This window comes from Paraburkholderia lebeckiae (assembly GCF_050436325.1).
Taxonomy (GTDB): Bacteria; Pseudomonadota; Gammaproteobacteria; order Burkholderiales; family Burkholderiaceae; genus Paraburkholderia; species Paraburkholderia tuberum.
Map to the genome: position 1 here is coordinate 1,148,466 of NZ_JBNDLZ010000002.1, position 17,603 is coordinate 1,166,068.

Consider the following 17,603-nt stretch of genomic DNA (forward strand, 5'->3'; position numbering starts at 1 on the left):
TTCTGAATTCATTAGACAGAATATTGCATGAGATGGCAATAGAGTGTGCTCGCTAATCGCAGCTCACTGAAAGGCGGCGCCAGCGAACCTCAAGAATATCGGCATGCGCCGTGGCGCTCCGCGCGGGTCATAGATGTTTGAACACTCCGCACGCCAGAGCACGCAGTTCTTCGAACTGCGTGACGAGTTCGACGCACAAAATGAAGGCCAGCATTGCAGAAGGTCCCGGATAGCGTTCGATCCATCGCAGCGCCGGGGTCGCGTAGCGCGCGCGGATCGCATCTCGAGTCAGGACCAAGGTAATCACGATGCCCACGGCGCCCCCTACCAACAAATCGGTCGGATAGTGAAAGCCGAGATAGGCCCGCGGAAGGCAAATGAAGAGCGCGGTATAGAGAAGCGCCAGCACGCCGATGCTCCGCCACACGAGGAAGATACCGGTGGCGATAGCCATCCATAGCATGGCGTGATCGCTTGGGAACGAACTCCAGTCTGACAACTGCGCAGCCTGGGTCGCGCCGCTCGCGAACTGCAGATGAAGTTCGGCGCTATAGATGGGACGCACTCTAAACGGCAACCAGTGAGCCAGCAGCCTTCCGACGAAGAGCGCCACGACACCGCTGAGAAGCGTCGCGAGAACTATTTCGCGCCGCCATTCGGGGCGCCCGTCTTGCTGAAACCAGATCCACCAAAGCACAGCAATCAGTACCAGGCCTTTAAAGGTGTATAGGTCGGCGATGGCTTGTATCGATTGGGTCGCGAAATGACCGAAGTGTATGCTGGACAGATATGTTTCGATGGACGAATCGAAGCTATTCATCTTCCTGTAATCGATATCTGATAGTCGAAGCGGAAGGTCAGCATAATCGAGGCAAGCGACCAGGAATGAGGCGCAGATAACGTTTGCTAGCAATTTGCCCGTCCGAGGCGGTGTTCACGGCATGCGCCGCCTCAGTGCGAAGCCAGGGCTCTCCGTTATGGCGCTCCCTTAACCTGCTCATGCGGATTCTCCACTCCCGCCATGCTCAGCGCCTCATGCAGCGTGCCGAAAATACAGCGCTCCTCGACGATTGGCGTGATTCCATGCCGATCCATATCCGAGCGCAAATAGCGATTCACCCGCGCAAAGACCACCTCGATCCCATTGCGCTTGAGCGCCGAGCACAACTCGCCCACCGAGCGCGCTGCCGAATAATCGACATCCGTAATCGCGCTCGCATCGACGACGAACCAGCGCACGGCGTTCGGTGCGTGATCGATCAGGCGGCGCGTATCGTCGACGAAAAAATGATCGTTCGCGTAGAACAGATCGGCGCCGAAACGATAGACGATCAACCCCGGCGCGGTCTCCACGCCGGGCACCGCCGGCACCGGCACCCACATGCCGTCGCCGTTGGGCGCGAGCATCATCGTGTGCGGGCGGTAGCTGTGTCGCACGTGACGCAGTAACGACAACGCGACGGCGACCAGAATGCCGTGCTCGACGCCGATCAGCACGACCGCCGCCGCCGTGAACAAAGCCAGCGCGAATTCGCCGGGACTTTCGCGGCGAATCGAAAAGAGCGACTGCAGATTGATCAGGCCGACCGCGATCGTAAACACGATGCTCGCGAGAATGCAGTGCGGCAGATACTGCAGATAGCGGCTGAAAAACAGCAGCACGACCACCACGACCGCCGCGAACACGAGCTGCGCGAACTGGCTGCGCGTGCCGGCGCGATCGGCCATCGCGGTCTGAGTCAGGCTGCCGTTGACGACGAATGCGCCGGAAAACGCCGCCGCCGCATTGGCAGCCGCGATGCCGAGCAGGTCTGCGTTGATATCGACCGGCTCGTGATAGCGGTCGGCGAACACCCGGCTCGCCGCGGCGCTTTGCGCGACGATCATCACGAAGCACGACGCCGCGACCGGCACGAGATCGAGCATCTGCTGCCACGTCACCGACGGAATCCGCAGCGGCGGCAATCCGCCCTCCACCGGTCCGAGGATGGAGATGCCGTGCGCGGCGAATCCGAACACATCGCTCGCGGCAATGCCCGCGACGACCGCGGCCAACGGCACCGGCAGGCGCGGCCAGAAACGCTTGCAGACGAGAATCGCGGTCACCACGAGCAGCGAGATCGCCAGTGTCGGCCGATTGATCTGCGCAGCGTCGCTCACGACGAGCAGCAGTTGTTTCACGCTGCTCGCCGCATGTCCGGGCACGCCGAGCATGTCGCCGAGCATCGCGATGCCGACCTGCACGCCGACGCCCGCAAGAAAGCCGACCAGCACCGTACGCGACAGGAAATCGGCGAGAAAGCCAAGCTTGAAGATGCGCGCGACGAGCAGCAACCCGGCCGTCAGCAACGCGACCATCGCCGCGAGCGCCGCATACTCGGCGCTCGACGCGGGCGCCATTGTCGAAAGACGACTCGCGAAGATCGTCGCGGTGGCCGAATCGGCGGCGACGACCAGATGCCGCGAAGCACCGAAGAACGCGAATGCGACGAGCGGCAGGAACACCGTGTAGAGCCCCGTGACGGCCGGCATGCCGGCAATGCGCGCATAGCCGAGGACCTGCGGAATATCCATCGACGCAAGCTGCACACCGGCCAGCGCCTCGCGCGCCGCCGCAATCCGGCTCAAAGGAAGAACGCCCTTCAGCACGCTGGCACGTGCCGCCATTTTTTGCAGAGAATCTTGCATACGCGATGCCGACCTGAAACGAAGGTAATCGCGCATCGTGCCGCGAACCGGCGCGCCAAGGCAAGACTTATGGAAGGGAGAACGGGCTATTGACGAAAACGAAAACGAGAAAGCAAACCGAAAGAACGCAAACGATTGCTCCTTTCAAGCGCACAACAAACTAACGGACGTTAATCGCAAAGCGAAAATCTCCACGGCGCAGCCGCGGAAAAAAACGCGCGAAGAAGATCTACCGTTTGAATTGCCCTGTCTGCGGGTCCACATGGCGCGCGAAACCGAACAGCGCAGCAATGCAGATCGGACAGGCGATCAGAAAGATGACCAACATCACACTCACCCCGTAACAGCTTGTTGCCAGCAAGTGTAAAGAAATTTGAAGCAAGTTTAATGAGGGAAAACCGCAAAGCACTATTGTGAAGGATTACGAGAGCCTGAAAAAGTCGTCGATACGTGAGTGAAAACGCGAATAAGCGCACCTGCCGCGCGTGAAAAACCGCGCGGAAATATCCGTTGGACTTCAAGGAAAACCCCGCCGCGCATTGTTGGCAGCCGCGCCCCTGGTTCGTTCGCAGGTCTGCACACCGCCCGCATACGACAGCCGCCACGGCGCGCGTCCGCGCGCCAGGCACCATACCGCCACGATTAGCAAACCCTTCTACCGCTTTGCGCCGCGCGTATTTTTCTTCGGCATCGGCGCTGGCCCGACCGATTCGCGCATCGTCACGCTGAGCGGAAACTCGCGCAAGATCTCCCAGGTGGTGCCGTAACACTGGTTGATGAGCCAGCGCACCGCGTTTTGCGTAAGTTCCGCGGTTGGAATATGCACCGACGTGAGCCCGGGCGCCGCGTAGGCGGCCGAGTAGTCGTCGTCGTAGCTGATCACGGAGATGTCGTGCGGCACCGAAATGCCCGCCTGGTGAAAGCGCGCGAGCACGCTGACCGCCATCGTGTCGTTCGCGCAGAACAGGCCGGTCACGCGCCGCTGCGTCTCGAGCAGCTTCTGCGCGGCCACGTAGCCGCCTTCGGGCGAAAAGTCGGATTCGATCAGCGTGACGTCGTCGCGCGCAATGCCGGCTCGCGCGAGCTCGGCGAAAAAGCCGTCGATCCGCATCACGTTGTCCGACGCGGTAGCGGGCCCGGAAATCACCGCGATGTCGCGATGCCCGTGATCGAGCAGCGTGCGCGCCGCGAGTTCGCCGCCGCGCCGATGATCCGCGCTGAACGACGCCTCGGGCAACTGCTCGAACGCGCGATTCAGGAACACCATCTTCGGATGCATGCCATGCAGCATGATCAGGTCTTCGTCGTGCAGATCGTGGCTGATCACGACCACGCCATCGCAGTCGCGGCCGATCAAAAAGCGCACTGCCTCGATCGCCTGCTCGCGCGGCGACACCTCGCCGCAACCGGTCGCGACCACGACATGGCGCCCCACCGCACGCAGCTCGGTGTCGGTCTGCTTCAGGATCGTGCCGTAGTAGGAACCAAAGAAGGTCGGCACGAAGATGCCGATGATGCCGAGCTGCCGCGTCGCCATCGCCCGGCCGATCGACGACGGGCGGAAATTCAGCGCCTCGATCGCCGCCTTCACGCGCGCCGCGGCATCGGCGGAAATCGGTCCCTTGCCGGAAATGGCTCGTGAGGCGGTCGACATGCCCACGCCGGCCAGTTCCGCGACGTCCTTAAGTGTTGCCACGCGGTTCTCCATCAAGCCTGTCTCGACGAGCCGCTTTGCGCGTGACGCGCCGCGGCGTTATAAGCGCGCGCCGCTCGCTTCGTCGAATAGCGAGACATGCGCGGCGTCGAACGAGAACGCCACGGTGTCATCCTCCGCAATCGGCGCTTTTGTCTGATCGATCGACGCGATCTGTTCGCCATGATAGTCGAGCCAGATCACGCGGTGGTTGCCCATCGGCTCCATTAGCGAAACTTTCGCGCGCTGGCTGGGGCCTTCCGTGATATGCACGTCTTCGGCGCGCACGCCGAGTACGCAGCGCACGCCCTGCGCGGGCGCCCCCTTGAACGCGTACGCCGACACGTCGATCCGCACCTGCCCAGTGCAAAAGTGAAGCGCGCCGTCGCGCGTCTCGAGCGCGCCCTTCAGCAAATTCATCGCCGGCGAGCCGAGGAAGGTCGCCACGAACAGATTGTCCGGCCGCGCATAGACCTCAGCCGGCGTGCCGAACTGCTGGATCACGCCGCCGCGCATCACGGCCATGCGCGTCGCGAGCGTCATCGCCTCGACCTGGTCGTGCGTCACGTAGATCATCGTCGCGCCCAGACTGTGATGCAGCTGCTTCAGTTCGCGGCGCAGTTCGGTGCGCAGCTTCGCGTCGAGATTCGACAGCGGCTCGTCGAACAGGAACACGTCGGCCTCGCGCACGATCGCGCGGCCGATCGCGACGCGCTGCCGCTGTCCGCCCGACAACTGCGACGGCTTGCGCTTGAGCAACGGCCCCAGTTGCAGCATCTCTGACGCGCGGGCGACACGCCGCGCGATTTCCGCCTTCGGCGTGCCGTTGATGCGCAGCGCGAACGACAGGTTGCGCTCGACGCTCATGGTCGGATACAGCGCGTACGACTGGAACACCAGCGCGATGCGGCGATCCTTCGGATCGGCCCACGTCATGTCCTCGCCGGCGATCTCGATGCTGCCGTCGCTGACATCGATCAATCCTGCGATGCTGTGCAACAGCGTGGACTTGCCGCAACCCGACGGTCCCAGCAGCACGACGAACTCGCCGGCGAGCACGTCGAGATCGAGGTTCTCGATCACCGTGTTCGAACCGAGGCGAATCGTCAGATTGCGGACCGCCACATTGGCGCGATGCGTGAGCGCCGCGGCGTCGGAGTCAGCGTCCGCGCTCGCACCCGGCACGCCAGCTGCATCGATCGTATTAGCCATGTTTGCCATGCCCTACCCCTTGACGGCGCCCGACGCGATGCCGCGCACGAACCAGCGGCCCGAAATGAAATAAACCGCGAGCGGCACCAGCGACGTCAGAATGGTCGCCGCCATATTGACGTTGTAGAGCCGCTCGCCGGTCGTCGTGTTGATGATGTTGTTCAACTGCACCGTCATCGGCAGATTCTTCGTGCCAGCGAACACAAGGCCCAGAATGAAGTCGTTCCAGATGTTCGTGACCTGCATGATCAGCGCGACGACGATGATCGGCGTCGACATCGGCAGCATCAGTTGAAAGAAGATGCGCCAGAAGCTGCCGCCGTCGATGCGCGCGGCCTTGAACAGCTCCTGCGGAATCGACGCGTAGTAGTTGCGGAACAGCAGCGTCATCACCGGCATGCCGAACATCGTATGAATCAATACGATGCCCGGCAGCGAGCTGAACAGATGCACGCTCGCGAGCACGCGCACGAGCGGATAGATCATTACCTGCACTGGAATGAACGCGCCGATCAGCAGCACGCCGAACAGCAGACCCGCGCCGCGCGGCCGCCAGAACGACAGCGCGTAGCCGTTCACCGCGCCGACCATGATCGACAGCACCGTGCTTGGCACGACGATACGCACCGAGTTCCAGAAGCCGACGCGAATGCCGTTGCAATCGAGCCCGGTGCAGGCCGACTGCCATGCGGCGCTCCACGCGTCGAGCGTGAAATGCATCGGCAAGCCGAGCAGATTGCCGAGGCGGATCTCGCTCATCGGTTTGACCGACGTGACCAGCATCACGTAGAGCGGCAGCAGGAAGAACGCCGCCGCGGTGAGCAGAAACGCGTAGATGCCCAGGCGTGCCGGCGAAAACGCCGAGCGGCGGGGCCGCGTGCGCGCGCGATGCGGCATGCCGCCTTTGAGCGTGGAATCGAGCGTGTTCATCCTCTCTCCCCGCGCAGCGCCGCACGGCTGCGTGCATAGAAGAACGGCGCGAGAACCGCCAGCACCGTCGCGAGCAGCACGATCGATGCGGCCGACGCAAGGCCGATGTTCGCGCGCCCGAACAGATAGTCCATGATGAATTTGGCCGGCACTTCGCTCGCGGTGCCGGGGCCGCCCTGCGTCATCGCGACTACCGCGTCGTACAGCTTCACGACCATCACGAACAGCAGCACGAACGCGGTAGAGATCGACGGTCCGAGCATCGGCACCACGATGCTCGCGTACACGCGCCAGCGTGGAATACCGTCGATGCGCGCGGCTTTCCACAACTCTTCGTCGATGCCGCGCAGGCCCGCGAGCAGCAGCGCCATCACGAGGCCCGAAGCTTGCCACACGGTCGCGATCACGATCGTGTAGATGACCCAGTCCTGATCGACGATCCAGTCGAAGCGCGCATGCGCGAAGCCGAGATTGCGCAGCACCTGCTGCGCGCCGAGCGCGGGATTCAGGATCCATTGCCAGACGAGCCCGGTAGCGACGAACGACATCGCGTACGGATACAGAAACACCGTGCGCAACGCGCCTTCCGCGACCACGCGCTGATCGATAAAGATCGCCAGCAGCAAGCCGATCACCATGCACGCGATGATGAAACACGCGCCGTAGATCACGATGTTCTGCAGCGACGTCAACCAGCGGTCGTTGTGAAAGAGCCGCACGTACTGCGTGAAGCCCACGAAGTCGTTCGACGGAAACGTGTGCGAATTGCTGAGCGACACGCGCGCGGTCCAGACCATCGTGCCCAGGTACGTGAACACGACGGTCAGGAGCATCGGCAGCAAGGCCAGCCAGACCGCGATCGAAAACCGCCGGTTCAGCGGCTTGTTTCGCGGTTTGGGGTGCGACTTGTCCAGTGGTTTCGAACCCTCGGCTGGCAGCTTGAGCGCGTGCATGGCGAGGCCTAGCCCTTCAAGGCGCTGGCGAACGCTTTCTGCGCGTCGTCGACGGACTCGTTCTTGTTCCAGAAGTTCGTCACGACGTCAGTCAGCGCACCCTGCGTATCGGGCGACAGCAGCATTTCCGGATTCGGCAACTGGCGCGACTTGTCCTTCATGATCGCGATGCCCTCCTTGGCGCAGATGTCGAGGCTGCTTTCGTCGACGTCAGACCGGATCGGAATCGAGCCCTTCTTCGCGCTGAACGCGACCTGCGCGGACGGCGAGGTCATCACCGTGGCGAGCAGATTCTGCGCCTTGATCGCCGCCGCGCTGTCGGTCTTCGGGAACACGAAGACATCGCCCGCGACCAGATACGGCGAACGCGGACCGAAGCCCGGGAAGCAGCCGAAGTCCTTGCCCGCCGTTTGATTCGCCGCGACGAACTCGCCCTTCGCCCAGTCGCCCATGATCTGAACGCCGGCCTTGCCCGAAGTCACGAGCGCGGTCGCGTCGTTCCAGTTGCGGCCAGGCGAGCCCGGATCGACGAAATCGTGCAGCCGCTTGAACGACACGAGCACCTTCTTGAACGCATCGGAGTTGACCGCGGTCTGATCGTGATCGCGATAAATCTTCATGTACAGGTCCGGGCCGCCCACATCGGCGAGCACCGCGTCGAACGTGATCTTCTCCTGCCACGGCTGGCCGCCGAACGCGAGCGGAATCACGCCCGCGCTCTTCAGCTTGCCGAGATCGGCGATGAATTCGTCGTAGCTTTTTGGCTCGCTCGCGATGCCCGCTTTCTGGAACACCGGCTTCGAGTAGAAGAACCACGCCGGCATATGAATGTCGACCGGCGCCGCGTAGAAATGGCCCTTCACACGGATACTGTCGAGAATCGACTGCGGGAAAATGCCATTCCAGTTTTCTTTCGCGGCGACGTCGTCGACGTTATTCAGGAGTCCCTGGTCGATCAGATCGTGAAACTGCTTCGACGTATTGAACTGGGCGGCGGTGGGTGGATCGCCGCCGACGATCCGGTTGATCGCGGTGGCACGCGCCTGATCTCCGCCGGCGACTGCATTGTCGACCCATTGGCCGCCGGCCTTGTCGTACGCGACGGCAAACTGCCGAATCGCGGCCGACTCGCCGCCCGAGGTCCACCAGTGAATCACGTTAGCCTTGAGCGGTTCCGCATGCGCGACGACGCCATACAGCGCCAGTGCCGCAACTACGCCTCGCAAGACCATTCTGTTGCTGTTCATTCCGTCTCCTCCAGGCTCAGTGCCCGTGTGTCAAGTCGAAATACCTTCCAGCTCCACCCAGCTTTACATCGTTGCTGCGTCGTTTTAATTGTGTTTATTGCGCTTGCGCGTTGCGATCTTCGAGGAATTTCGACACCAGCTCCGCGCTGCGCTTGACCGTACGCTTCTGCGTTTGGTAGTCGACGTGCACGATGCCGAAGCGCCGCTCATAGCCGAAAGCCCACTCGAAGTTGTCCATCAGCGACCACAGGAAATAGCCGCGCACGTCGACGCCCGCCTTGATCGCCTGATCGACCGCGGCGAGATGGCGCTTCAGGAACGAAATGCGCTGCGTGTCCTCGACGCGGCTGTCGATCACCTTGTCGTCCGATGCCATGCCGTTCTCGGTGATGTAGATCGGCGGCAGATTGGCATAGGTATTCCTGAAACCGGTCAACAGATCGCGAAGACCGTCAGGGTAAACCTCCCAGCCCATCTGCGTGCGCTCGACACCCTCGAGCGGCACCTCCTTGAAACCGTGCCCGCCATCGCTCGCCACGTTGGTGCGGAAATAATAGTTGATGCCGAGAAAATCGAGCGGCGTATTGATCGTCTGCATGTCGCCTTCGAGCACGAGCGGCTCGCTGCCTGGCCACAACTCGAACAGGTCTTGCGGATACTCGCCCTTGAACAGCGGATCGAGAATCCACGCGTTGTGCTGAACTTCGAACAGCTCGGCCGCGCGACGGTCGGCGGCGCTGTCGCTATTCGGCGTGCCGCGCCCGACGTTCGCGACGATGCCCTTGTGCGAGCGCGGGTCGTTCGCGCGCAGCACCGGAATCGCGAGACCGTGCGCGAGCAGCAGATGATGCATGGCTTGTGCGGCGAAACGCAGGTTCGAGAGTCCCGGCGCGTGATGGCCGTTGCCGTAGCCGAGGTACGCCGAACACCACGGCTCGTTGAGCGTCGCCCACGCATCGACGAGGCCGTGCAGCTCGCGGCTCATCAGATCCGCGTAATCGACGAAACGGTACGCGGTTTCGCGATTGAGCCAGCCGCCGCGATCCTCGAGATGCTGAGGCAGGTCCCAGTGATAAAGCGTGACGAAAGTCGTGATGTTCTTCTCTTTGAGCCGTCCGAGCAGGCGCTTGTAGAAGTCGAGCCCCTTGCGGTTCGGCGTGCCGTTTTCGTCCATCACACGCGGCCATGCGGTCGACAGCCGGTACGCTTCGAGGCCGAGGCCCGCGAGCAGGTCGACGTCCTGTTCCCAGCGATGGTAGTGATCGCACGCGACGGCGCCGGTGTCGCCGGCCAACACCTTGCCCGGTGTGGCCGAGAACGTGTCCCAGATCGACGGCAGGCGGCCGTCTTCGTTGACCGCGCCTTCGATCTGATACGACGCGGTGGCCGCGCCGAGCAGGAAATCCTGGCGCCACAGCGACGAATCGGCGGGCGGTGTGAATGGATCGGAATGCGGTTCGCCGTGAGCGGTTGGACGGGCGGCGTCGGTGACTGCAGATGCGTCGTTTACCACGGATTCTCTCCTGCCAATGAGGTCGTTGAACCGGGTGTGGTGGAGCTCGAGGCGCTGGCGTCCAGACTTACTGTGAACGCTTAAGTGGAAGCGCTTCCACACTGTCCAGCGAACGATAGCAGCGGGGAAATCGGCGCAGCAATCCGGGTTTGTCTGGAGGGGTTTCTGGCACGCGTGCGAGGGTGATGCGGCGCGCATCGAGGTTGTCCGACCGCAACGGATAGTTGCGGCTTCCGACGAAAATCCCTGGCAGCCGTGCAACGCAAAGTCTCGGATCGCCGACAATCGGCTTATCCACTGAAGCATGGAAGACGATTGCGATGAGCGAACTCGATCTGTCGGAACTCTACCGCGCCTATATCGCCTGCCTGAACACGCAGGACTGGTCAAAGCTGCGAGACTTCGTTGGCGAAGACGTGAGGTACAACGGCCAACGAATCGGTTTGTCGGGCTATCGCGAGATGCTGGAAAGAGACTTCCGCGAAATTCCGGACCTGCACTTCGAGATTCAGATGCTGGTTTGCGAGCCGCCACATATCGCAAGCCGATTGCATTTTGACTGCACACCCATCGGCATGTTACTTGGGCTTCCCGTGCAAGGAAAACGGGTGGAGTTTTCCGAGAACGTCTTCTACGAGTTTGGTGACGGCAAGATCCAGCAAGTCTGGTCGGTCATCGATAAAGCCGCGATCGAGAGTCAGTTGTAGCGGCTCAGGGACACGCCGCGCTCAAACGTTTCTGTTTGGCAGCTCTGGCGCGTGTCGCTCGCGTGCATCTTTTTGTGCGCGCGGAGACGCGCCGTCAGCGAGGCTGTCACGGAGCGCATCGCTCCGGGCAAACCTCCGTCTCCGTTGAATTCGCTATGCGCGGCACTCATGGCAAAACCGGACTCGCGCGGCAATTCCGCCATGTGGGGAAATGCCGCGGTTATCAGAAACGCCCGCATTTCGCTTCGATTCTTTTTTATCGGGGCGAAGGCGCTCGTCTATGGCTCGTCGTCCTCGCGATCGGGGTCGATGTCGGGATCGAGCGGCGGCTCATCCGGGTCCTGCGATGGACCGAGGTCGGGCAGATCCGTCTGCACGACGTCGGACTGATCCGGGCGGATCGGGTTTTCGTCCTTGTTCGGTGTGGTTGCCATGGCCGGTCCTCCTTAGGTCGTTGCCATGCTGAAGGCGCAGCAAGTTCTGCTCCCGATCCAGACGCGGCCATGCCCTTTCCGGTCACAAGTCGAAGCCCATTTGCGCACGGCCAGGCTCGGTGAGATCGTCTGGCGTCGCGCGGCCGACGAAATCGACTTCGAAATGATCGGCCGGAAAATCCGGCGGGCTCCTGCCTTCGAGAAAGCTCGGCAGTTGCCGCTTCAGATACGCATCGTTCTTCGCGCAGCCCGGCAGCGAAGCGATATACATGAATTTCAACCGGCAATTCAAAGCCGCCAAGGACATGACGCCGGTTGAATCCAGGCAGCAGTTCGCGAACGCGCGGCGGGCGGAGCAACAGATGTCGCCAATGCTCACCGAGCGCTCGCCTTCTCTTCGGAGACTCCGCAACAAAGGAGACGGCAAACGGATGTCCCGGCCCTCGCGCGCAGGCCGGCAGTCCGAATGACCGGACTGCTCGGCGAGCAATCCCTGCAGGCGCCAGACATTTTTTGCACGTCTGGGAGAGTACTTCCAGCAACGGTTGGGCCAGGGATTTTATGGCGCAGACTATGCGCTGGCGGCGAAATTTCAACGCGACGGCCACGCGCGGCTGGTCGACTGCAACACCCGGCTCTGGAGGCGCTCCATGAACGAAGAAGCGATACGTGAAACCTTGAACGCACACTGGCGAGCGTCGGCGGACGGCGATCTCGACGCCGAACACGCTATCTACGCCGACGATGCGATCTGCGACTATCCCCAATCGGGCGAGCGAATTCATGGACGAACCAATTTGCAGGCGCTGCGCGGCCATCATCCCGGCAAGCCATCGGGATTCGCAATCAGGCGCATTCAAGGCGAGGGCAATCTGTGGATCACCGAGTACACGATCAACTATCAGGGGCGCATCGCTTACACGGTCAGCGTGATGGAGTTCCGCGAAGGCAAGGTCGTCCACGAGACGCAGTATTTTGCGGATCCGTTCGAGGCACCGGATTGGCGGAGTCAATGGGTTGAGCGGAGCGCGTGAAAAAACGCGCCGCGGCCGTGTAGGACCAAGGTCCGATTGATGACAAACGCACGCGTGCGACTATGCCCCGAGGGGGCTGAAGCCCGAACTTGACGAGGTTCGCTATGCGGCAGGCCAAGATCGTTATCGTCGGCGCGGGGCTGGTCGGGGGATCGGCAGCGCTGTTCGTGGCGTTGGCCATTCCGAGCGCGAAAGTCGTCATCATCGATGTCGCGCGAGTGCGCGCTGAGGGACAGGTTCTCGATCTCGCCCACGCCGCGGCATTCTGGGGGCACAGCCGTTTTCGCGCAGGGGACTACGAAGACGCGCGTGACGCCGACATCGTCGTGATCACGGCCGGCGCCGGCGTCAAACCCGGCGAGACTCGACTGCACCTTGCCAGAACCAATGCGGACATCGCGATCGAAATCGTCGGGCGGATCGCGCCGCTCGCGCCCGAAGCCATCTATCTGATCGCGACCAACCCGTGCGACGTGCTGACCGGCGCCGTTTACGACCAACTGCGCTGCGAGCGCGAGCGCGTCATCAGCACGGGCACCTCGCTCGACACCGGGCGGCTGCGCTCCCTGCTGTCCGAGCGGCTCGGCGTGGTGGCCTCCGCGATTCACGCCTATGTGCTCGGCGAGCACGGCGAATCGGCCGTGATCCAGTGGTCCGCCGCAACGGTCTGCGGCATGCCCCTCGAAACCTTCCTGACGCGGAACGGCAAGGAACTGGGCCCCGCCAGCAGGGATCTGATCCTGCGCTCCGTCCACGAGGCGGCGAAGCTCATCAAGGAAGGCAAAGGCGCCACCCATTACGGCATCGCCAGCGCGATAGGAAGGATCTGCGAGGCCATCGTGCACGACACCGATCTGATCCTCACGGTTGGCATCGTTCAGCCCGAAGTGGAAGGCGTACCGGACGTGTGCGTGTCGCTGCCAATGGTCGTCAATGGCGCGGGCGCGCGGTTGATCGCCTATCCGGAACTCGACCCTATCGAGCGCGAGACCTTGCTAGGTAGCGCGCGCATCGTCAAGGACGCGACGGAGAGCGTGCTCCACGAGCGGTGACGCCTTCCCGCGCACTCCAAAATACCCAACCACGCCGGCACGAGGTCCATCATGGCTCCTACACCTGCCAAGGTTTCACGGCCCACCAGCTCGCCTCCCGCCACGCCGAAGCCCTCGGTCGGACTGCCGGCCGGCGTCTGGAAATATCTGGTACCGATCGCGGTCGGCGTCGTGCTGTGGTTTCTGCCCGCGCCCGCCGGGCTCCAGCCGAAGGCGTGGCATATGTTCGCCGTGTTCGTCGCGACCATTGCCGGCATCATGACCGCCCCGCTGCCGATGTCGGTGGTTGCCATCATCGGCTCGACCATTGGCGTGCTCGTCGGCGTTCTGTCGTTCGCCGACGTCACCAAATCCACCGGCACCGACCTCGTATGGCTCGTCATGCTCGCGTTTTTCATTTCACGCGGCGTGATCAAGACCGGCCTTGGCCGCCGGATCGCGCTTCTGTTCATGCGATTGCTGGGAAAGCGAACGACCGGGCTCGGCTACGGGCTCGTGTTGACCGAACTGGTGATCTCCCCCGCGATGCCGAGCATCACCGCGCGCGCGGGCGGCGTGATGTTGCCGATCACGCGAGCCATTTCCGACGTGCTGGGCAGTCACGCCGACGATCCAGAATCACGCGTGAAGGTGGGACGCTACCTGATTCTCTGCGCCTTCCACGCGAACATCATCACGGCGGGCATGTTCATCACGGCAATGGCGGGCAATCCGCTGGCGGTCAGGCTGGCCGCGGACCAGGGCGTGTCGATCAGCTGGCTCGACTGGGCGGTGGCGGCGTCGATCCCCGGTCTGCTGTGCCTCGCCGTGATTCCGATCGCCATGCTGTGGATCGCCCCGCCGCAGGTCAGACGCACCCCCGATGCCACCGACCTCGCGCAACGAGAGCTCACGACGATGGGGCCCATCTCGGTCAAAGAAATCATCATGGCGTGCATCTTCGTCGGCTTGCTGGTGCTGTGGGTGTTCGGCGACGATCTCGGCGTCGGCGCGACGCTCGCGGCGGCGATCGGCGTTTCGTTGCTGTTCATCAGCGGCGTGCTGACCTGGCAGGACGCGCTGAACGAGAAGTCCGCCTGGGACACGATGATCTGGATCGGTCTGCTCATCATGCTGGCCTCCAAGCTCAACGAATATGGCATGGTGAGCTGGTTCGGCAAGGAATTCGGCGCGCATCTCGCGGGCTTTCCGATGCTGGCGGTCTATATGCTGGTGGCGGCGATCTACGTTTACATTCACTACTTTTTCGCCAGCGCCACCGCGCATATCAGCGCGCTGTTTCCGCTCTCCATGGCACTGATGGTCGCCGCCGGCGTCCCGCCCTTCGTCGCCGCCGTCTCGCTCGGCATTCTGAGCAATGTGAACGGTTGCCTGACGCAATATGGCATCGGCTCCGGTCCCGTCATGTTCGGCGCGGGCTACGTGACCCAGGGCGAATGGTGGAAGGCGGGATTTTTGATGAGCCTGTTTTACATGGTGGCCTGGCTGGTCGTTGGACCGCTTTGGTGGAAGGTGCTGGGGCACGTATGAGACAACGCGACTTTCGACGCGCGGATCGTACGGCCCGCGCACATGTGATCCTGCTCCGCTTCCCGCTTCGTCAATCGCGAGCGGTCATGACCCGCGCAACTTCCCCGGTCGTCATCGATCGCCGCCGATCAACGCGACGCCGTCCGCAGCCCTGATGCCCGCGCCGGCCCTCCAATGCAACGCTTCAGTTGCCCGTGCCGCTCGTCTCGAAGGTTCCCCGATCATAAGCTTCGCAATAAGCCTTCCAGTCCGCCGCGACCTGCGCCTCACACTGCGTCGCAAGATCGATCAACGGCAGTTGCCAATCGCGCCGACTGCCAAACGCGATCAGATCGTCCGCGATCGCCGACTTCTGCCGCCCTCCGCTGCGCAGATGCGCCCACGCGCTCAACTCGGCCATGCTGTTGATCACTGCCTCGAGCCGCGGCAGCTTGCCGTCCCAGCCGGCAAGCACGACGCGATCTTCCGATGGCTGCAAACTCCGCAGCACATAGGAGCGCTGGTTGAATTCCACCGCGTGCAAAAAGGCCTGCGAGACCGCCTGATTGCGCCGCTGCACTTCGACGACACGCTGCGCCTCGGTCTGCCACTTCGGCTGCGTCGCCGTCACGTGCGCACTCACCGATGACGGCAGCGCCTCTTTCAAATCGATCAGATAGTTGCCATCGGGCGAGCCCTTGCCCTCGACCAGAATCACATAGCGATCGACACCGAGGCTGCCCGTCCCCGCGATGCGGCGCGCGACATCGAGCGTGCGATAGAACTCGGGATTCGGCTCCGTCACCGCGAACTGCTGCATGAACTGCGCGACCGCGGCACGCCGTTCACCGCTGACGGGCAGCGCTTTCTTGCCGTCGATCTTCAGCATGCGCGTTTTGCCCTTGAGCACCGTGCGCCGGTCCAGATGCGCGGCACGCGTGCGGCTTGCGAGTGCGACGAACAGATCGCGCACCATGCCGGTCGCGGTCTCCGCTTCGATCCAGCGCGACTTGCCGTAGGCGAGCGCGGCGCCGTAGGCATCGAGCGCGGTGTGGCACAGCGCGAGCGCTTCAGCGCGGCTCAGCTTCAGGTTGGCCGCGCCGACCAGCACGCTCGTCAACAGACGCACGAGTTCGTACGGAACCGGCGCGAGACAGGCTTCGTCGAAGTCGTTGTTGTCGAAGTAGACGAGGCGATTGTCGCCCTTGTAGCTGCCGAAATTTTCGAGGTGCATGTCGCCGCAGATCCACACGTGCGGCGCGTCGTCGAGTACGTTCGCGCGCGGCAGACGCGCATAGAACAGATGGCAGGTGCCGCGCAGAAACACGAACGGCGAGCCGCGCATGGCTTTGTATTTCATCGCGAGTCGTTCGGGGTCCCGCCCGGCGTTGAAGTTGGCGATGATCTTTGCGATATCGGGCATAGCGGGTTCCGTTCAATGAGCGAGCTCGACGTGAGCTCCATGCCTGCTGCTGTGACCTCGGAGCGTGCCGCGAATTCAATGCGGGTCCTGTTGCTGACGAACGCGCAATGTTGGTTCGAATAGATGTCCAATGTCATCAATGTGTCGCATCCATTGTGCTTACGATCTGCTGGACTCACCCCTCCCCACCGAACCTGCGCCGATACGCCCCGGGACTCGTCAACGCGATCCGGCGAAAATGCCGCCGCAACGACTCCTCCGACCCGAACCCAGCCAGCTCGGCGACGCGCGCCATCGGCAGCGGCGTCGCGGCTTCGAGCAACTCGCGCGCAAGCGCGACGCGCTCCCTGATGAGCCATTCATAAGGCGCCATGCCGGTCGCGTCGCGGAACTGCCGTTGCAGCGTGCGCGGGCTCATCGCCGCGCGCCCGGCGAGCGAGCGCAGCGTATGCGGCTCGGCCGCATGGCTGCGCACCCAGTCCATCAGCTTCGCGATACGTCCGCTTTCGTCGTGCGGCATTGGGCGCGGCACGAACTGCGCCTGGCCACCCTCGCGATGCGGCGGCACCACGAGCCGTTGCGCGACGCGATTCGCAACCGCGCCGCCATGATCGCGCCGCACCAGATGCAGCAGCATGTCGAGCCCGGCCGCCGATCCCGCCGACGTGATCACCTGCCCTTCATCGACATAGAGCGCGTCGGGCTGCACACGCAGTTGCGGATAGCGCTGCTGCAACTTGTCCGCGTAGCGCCAGTGGGTCGTCACGGTCTTGCCGTCGAGCACGCCGGCCGCCGCGAGCACGAAGACGCCCGAGCAGATCGAGCAGAGCCGCGCGCCGCGCTCATAAGCCGCGCGAAGCTTGCGCAGCAGCGCGGCCGGCGGCACCTCGTCGGCATCGCGCCAACCCGGAATCACGATCGTGTCGGCGCTCGCGAGCAGCTTCAGCGTGTACGGCGCGGCCAGCGTGATGCCGCCCGCCGCGCGGATCGGACCGGGCTCGCTCGCACAGACCGCGAAGCGATACCACGGTACACCGAGTTCAGGACGTTCGAGTGCGAACAGTTCGGTCACGCAGCCGAATTCGAAGGTGCAGAGACGGTCGTAGGCCAGCGCGACGACGAGATGATTGTGCATGGCGCAATGTTACCGAAGATTGACGATCACGCCACTTACCGGGCGACCCGCCGCTCGTCACAATCGACCGTTC

Annotated in this window: 17 protein-coding genes and 1 pseudogene; 5 read left to right on the top strand and 13 right to left on the bottom strand. The window is 63.0% G+C overall.

Features of this window, described 5'->3' with window-relative positions; all coding sequences use genetic code 11:
- Positions 1–127 precede the first annotated feature (127 nt).
- From OKW44_RS08415 to OKW44_RS08450, 8 genes are all read right to left on the bottom strand, one after another.
- The gene (locus OKW44_RS08415) at positions 128–820 is read right to left on the bottom strand and encodes a phosphatase PAP2 family protein (RefSeq protein ID WP_018424855.1); all 693 of its coding nucleotides are present in this window, start codon (positions 818–820) and stop codon (positions 128–130) included.
- Positions 821–975: 155 nt separating this feature from the next.
- Entirely contained in the window at positions 976–2,688 is a 1,713-nt protein-coding gene (locus OKW44_RS08420) for a SulP family inorganic anion transporter (RefSeq protein WP_018424854.1), read from the bottom strand.
- Positions 2,689–3,343: 655 nt separating this feature from the next.
- The gene (locus OKW44_RS08425; RefSeq protein ID WP_018424852.1) at positions 3,344–4,396 is read right to left on the bottom strand and encodes a LacI family DNA-binding transcriptional regulator; all 1,053 of its coding nucleotides are present in this window, start codon (positions 4,394–4,396) and stop codon (positions 3,344–3,346) included.
- A gap of 45 nt (positions 4,397–4,441) precedes the next feature.
- Positions 4,442–5,602, bottom strand: a complete 1,161-nt coding sequence (locus OKW44_RS08430) for an ABC transporter ATP-binding protein (protein WP_018424851.1) — start codon at positions 5,600–5,602, stop codon at positions 4,442–4,444.
- 3 nt (positions 5,603–5,605) lie between these two features.
- Positions 5,606–6,523, bottom strand: a complete 918-nt coding sequence (locus tag OKW44_RS08435) for a carbohydrate ABC transporter permease (RefSeq protein WP_018424850.1) — start codon at positions 6,521–6,523, stop codon at positions 5,606–5,608.
- Positions 6,520–7,476, bottom strand: a complete 957-nt coding sequence (locus tag OKW44_RS08440; protein WP_018424849.1) for a carbohydrate ABC transporter permease — start codon at positions 7,474–7,476, stop codon at positions 6,520–6,522. The genes OKW44_RS08435 and OKW44_RS08440 overlap by 4 nt, the downstream gene beginning before the upstream one ends.
- Positions 7,477–7,484: 8 nt before the next feature.
- The gene (locus OKW44_RS08445; RefSeq protein ID WP_018424848.1) at positions 7,485–8,723 is read right to left on the bottom strand and encodes an ABC transporter substrate-binding protein; all 1,239 of its coding nucleotides are present in this window, start codon (positions 8,721–8,723) and stop codon (positions 7,485–7,487) included.
- A 94-nt stretch (positions 8,724–8,817) separates the two neighbouring features.
- Positions 8,818–10,236 (bottom strand): GH1 family beta-glucosidase, encoded by a 1,419-nt coding sequence (locus OKW44_RS08450; RefSeq protein ID WP_018424847.1) that lies wholly within the window; start codon positions 10,234–10,236, stop codon positions 8,818–8,820.
- A 320-nt stretch (positions 10,237–10,556) separates the two neighbouring features.
- Here OKW44_RS08450 and OKW44_RS08455 point away from each other — a divergent pair, with 320 nt between their 5' ends.
- Entirely contained in the window at positions 10,557–10,943 is a 387-nt protein-coding gene (locus tag OKW44_RS08455) for an ester cyclase (RefSeq protein WP_018424846.1), read from the top strand.
- On the opposite strand, the gene OKW44_RS08460 is transcribed toward OKW44_RS08455, so the two are convergent.
- The 3 genes and pseudogenes from OKW44_RS08460 to OKW44_RS08470 form a co-directional block, all read right to left on the bottom strand.
- A complete protein-coding gene (locus OKW44_RS08460) occupies positions 10,934–11,182 on the bottom strand; it encodes a hypothetical protein (protein ID WP_018424845.1) in 249 nt (82 codons plus the stop codon). The two genes, OKW44_RS08455 and OKW44_RS08460, sit on opposite strands and share 10 nt — an antisense overlap.
- A gap of 39 nt (positions 11,183–11,221) precedes the next feature.
- Positions 11,222–11,377, bottom strand: coding sequence for a hypothetical protein (locus OKW44_RS08465; protein WP_018424844.1), 156 nt, complete (start codon positions 11,375–11,377; stop codon positions 11,222–11,224).
- Between the two features lie 82 nt (positions 11,378–11,459).
- Positions 11,460–11,648: pseudogene (locus tag OKW44_RS08470) on the bottom strand (YbiU family protein); the annotation flags it as partial.
- On the opposite strand from OKW44_RS08470, the gene OKW44_RS08475 reads away from it, so the two are divergent.
- The 4 genes from OKW44_RS08475 (at position 11,647) to OKW44_RS08490 (ending at position 14,993) form a co-directional block, all read left to right on the top strand.
- A complete protein-coding gene (locus OKW44_RS08475; protein WP_018424842.1) occupies positions 11,647–11,847 on the top strand; it encodes a hypothetical protein in 201 nt (66 codons plus the stop codon). The pseudogene OKW44_RS08470 and the gene OKW44_RS08475 sit on opposite strands and share 2 nt — an antisense overlap.
- A 180-nt stretch (positions 11,848–12,027) precedes the next feature.
- On the top strand, positions 12,028–12,411 hold the full coding sequence (locus OKW44_RS08480) for a nuclear transport factor 2 family protein (protein ID WP_026226597.1): 384 nt from the start codon (positions 12,028–12,030) through the stop codon (positions 12,409–12,411).
- A 104-nt stretch (positions 12,412–12,515) separates the two neighbouring features.
- Complete coding sequence (locus OKW44_RS08485) at positions 12,516–13,463, top strand: lactate/malate family dehydrogenase (protein ID WP_018424840.1); 948 nt, start codon at positions 12,516–12,518, stop codon at positions 13,461–13,463.
- A gap of 51 nt (positions 13,464–13,514) precedes the next feature.
- On the top strand, positions 13,515–14,993 hold the full coding sequence (locus tag OKW44_RS08490) for a DASS family sodium-coupled anion symporter (RefSeq protein WP_018424839.1): 1,479 nt from the start codon (positions 13,515–13,517) through the stop codon (positions 14,991–14,993).
- Between the two features lie 184 nt (positions 14,994–15,177).
- Here the strand turns inward: OKW44_RS08490 and OKW44_RS08495 are convergent, their stop codons facing one another.
- Together OKW44_RS08495 and ftrA are read right to left on the bottom strand one after the other, a co-directional pair.
- The gene (locus OKW44_RS08495) at positions 15,178–16,395 is read right to left on the bottom strand and encodes a DUF2252 domain-containing protein (protein ID WP_018424838.1); all 1,218 of its coding nucleotides are present in this window, start codon (positions 16,393–16,395) and stop codon (positions 15,178–15,180) included.
- 175 nt (positions 16,396–16,570) lie between these two features.
- Positions 16,571–17,530: a transcriptional regulator FtrA gene (gene ftrA, locus OKW44_RS08500; RefSeq protein WP_018424837.1), complete on the bottom strand. Its 960-nt coding sequence runs from the start codon at positions 17,528–17,530 to the stop codon at positions 16,571–16,573.
- Positions 17,531–17,603: the final 73 nt, after the last annotated feature.

Excerpts from the sequence above, each read along its gene's own strand:
- OKW44_RS08460 (WP_018424845.1), bottom strand. The coding sequence starts at position 11,182 with ATGCGGGCGTTTCTGATAACCGCGGCATTTCCCCACATGGCGGAATTG.
- OKW44_RS08495 (WP_018424838.1), bottom strand. The coding sequence starts at position 16,395 with ATGCCCGATATCGCAAAGATCATCGCCAACTTCAACGCCGGGCGGGAC.
- ftrA (WP_018424837.1), bottom strand. The coding sequence starts at position 17,530 with ATGCACAATCATCTCGTCGTCGCGCTGGCCTACGACCGTCTCTGCACC.
- OKW44_RS08475 (WP_018424842.1), top strand. The coding sequence starts at position 11,647 with ATGAATTTCAACCGGCAATTCAAAGCCGCCAAGGACATGACGCCGGTT.
- OKW44_RS08435 (WP_018424850.1), bottom strand. The coding sequence starts at position 6,523 with ATGAACACGCTCGATTCCACGCTCAAAGGCGGCATGCCGCATCGCGCG.
- OKW44_RS08465 (WP_018424844.1), bottom strand. The coding sequence starts at position 11,377 with ATGGCAACCACACCGAACAAGGACGAAAACCCGATCCGCCCGGATCAG.
- OKW44_RS08490 (WP_018424839.1), top strand. The coding sequence starts at position 13,515 with ATGGCTCCTACACCTGCCAAGGTTTCACGGCCCACCAGCTCGCCTCCC.
- OKW44_RS08420 (WP_018424854.1), bottom strand. The coding sequence starts at position 2,688 with ATGCAAGATTCTCTGCAAAAAATGGCGGCACGTGCCAGCGTGCTGAAG.
- OKW44_RS08485 (WP_018424840.1), top strand. The coding sequence starts at position 12,516 with ATGCGGCAGGCCAAGATCGTTATCGTCGGCGCGGGGCTGGTCGGGGGA.
- OKW44_RS08480 (WP_026226597.1), top strand. The coding sequence starts at position 12,028 with ATGAACGAAGAAGCGATACGTGAAACCTTGAACGCACACTGGCGAGCG.
- OKW44_RS08455 (WP_018424846.1), top strand. The coding sequence starts at position 10,557 with ATGAGCGAACTCGATCTGTCGGAACTCTACCGCGCCTATATCGCCTGC.
- OKW44_RS08430 (WP_018424851.1), bottom strand. The coding sequence starts at position 5,602 with ATGGCAAACATGGCTAATACGATCGATGCAGCTGGCGTGCCGGGTGCG.
- OKW44_RS08415 (WP_018424855.1), bottom strand. The coding sequence starts at position 820 with ATGAATAGCTTCGATTCGTCCATCGAAACATATCTGTCCAGCATACAC.
- OKW44_RS08440 (WP_018424849.1), bottom strand. The coding sequence starts at position 7,476 with ATGCACGCGCTCAAGCTGCCAGCCGAGGGTTCGAAACCACTGGACAAG.
- OKW44_RS08425 (WP_018424852.1), bottom strand. The coding sequence starts at position 4,396 with ATGGAGAACCGCGTGGCAACACTTAAGGACGTCGCGGAACTGGCCGGC.
- OKW44_RS08445 (WP_018424848.1), bottom strand. The coding sequence starts at position 8,723 with ATGAACAGCAACAGAATGGTCTTGCGAGGCGTAGTTGCGGCACTGGCG.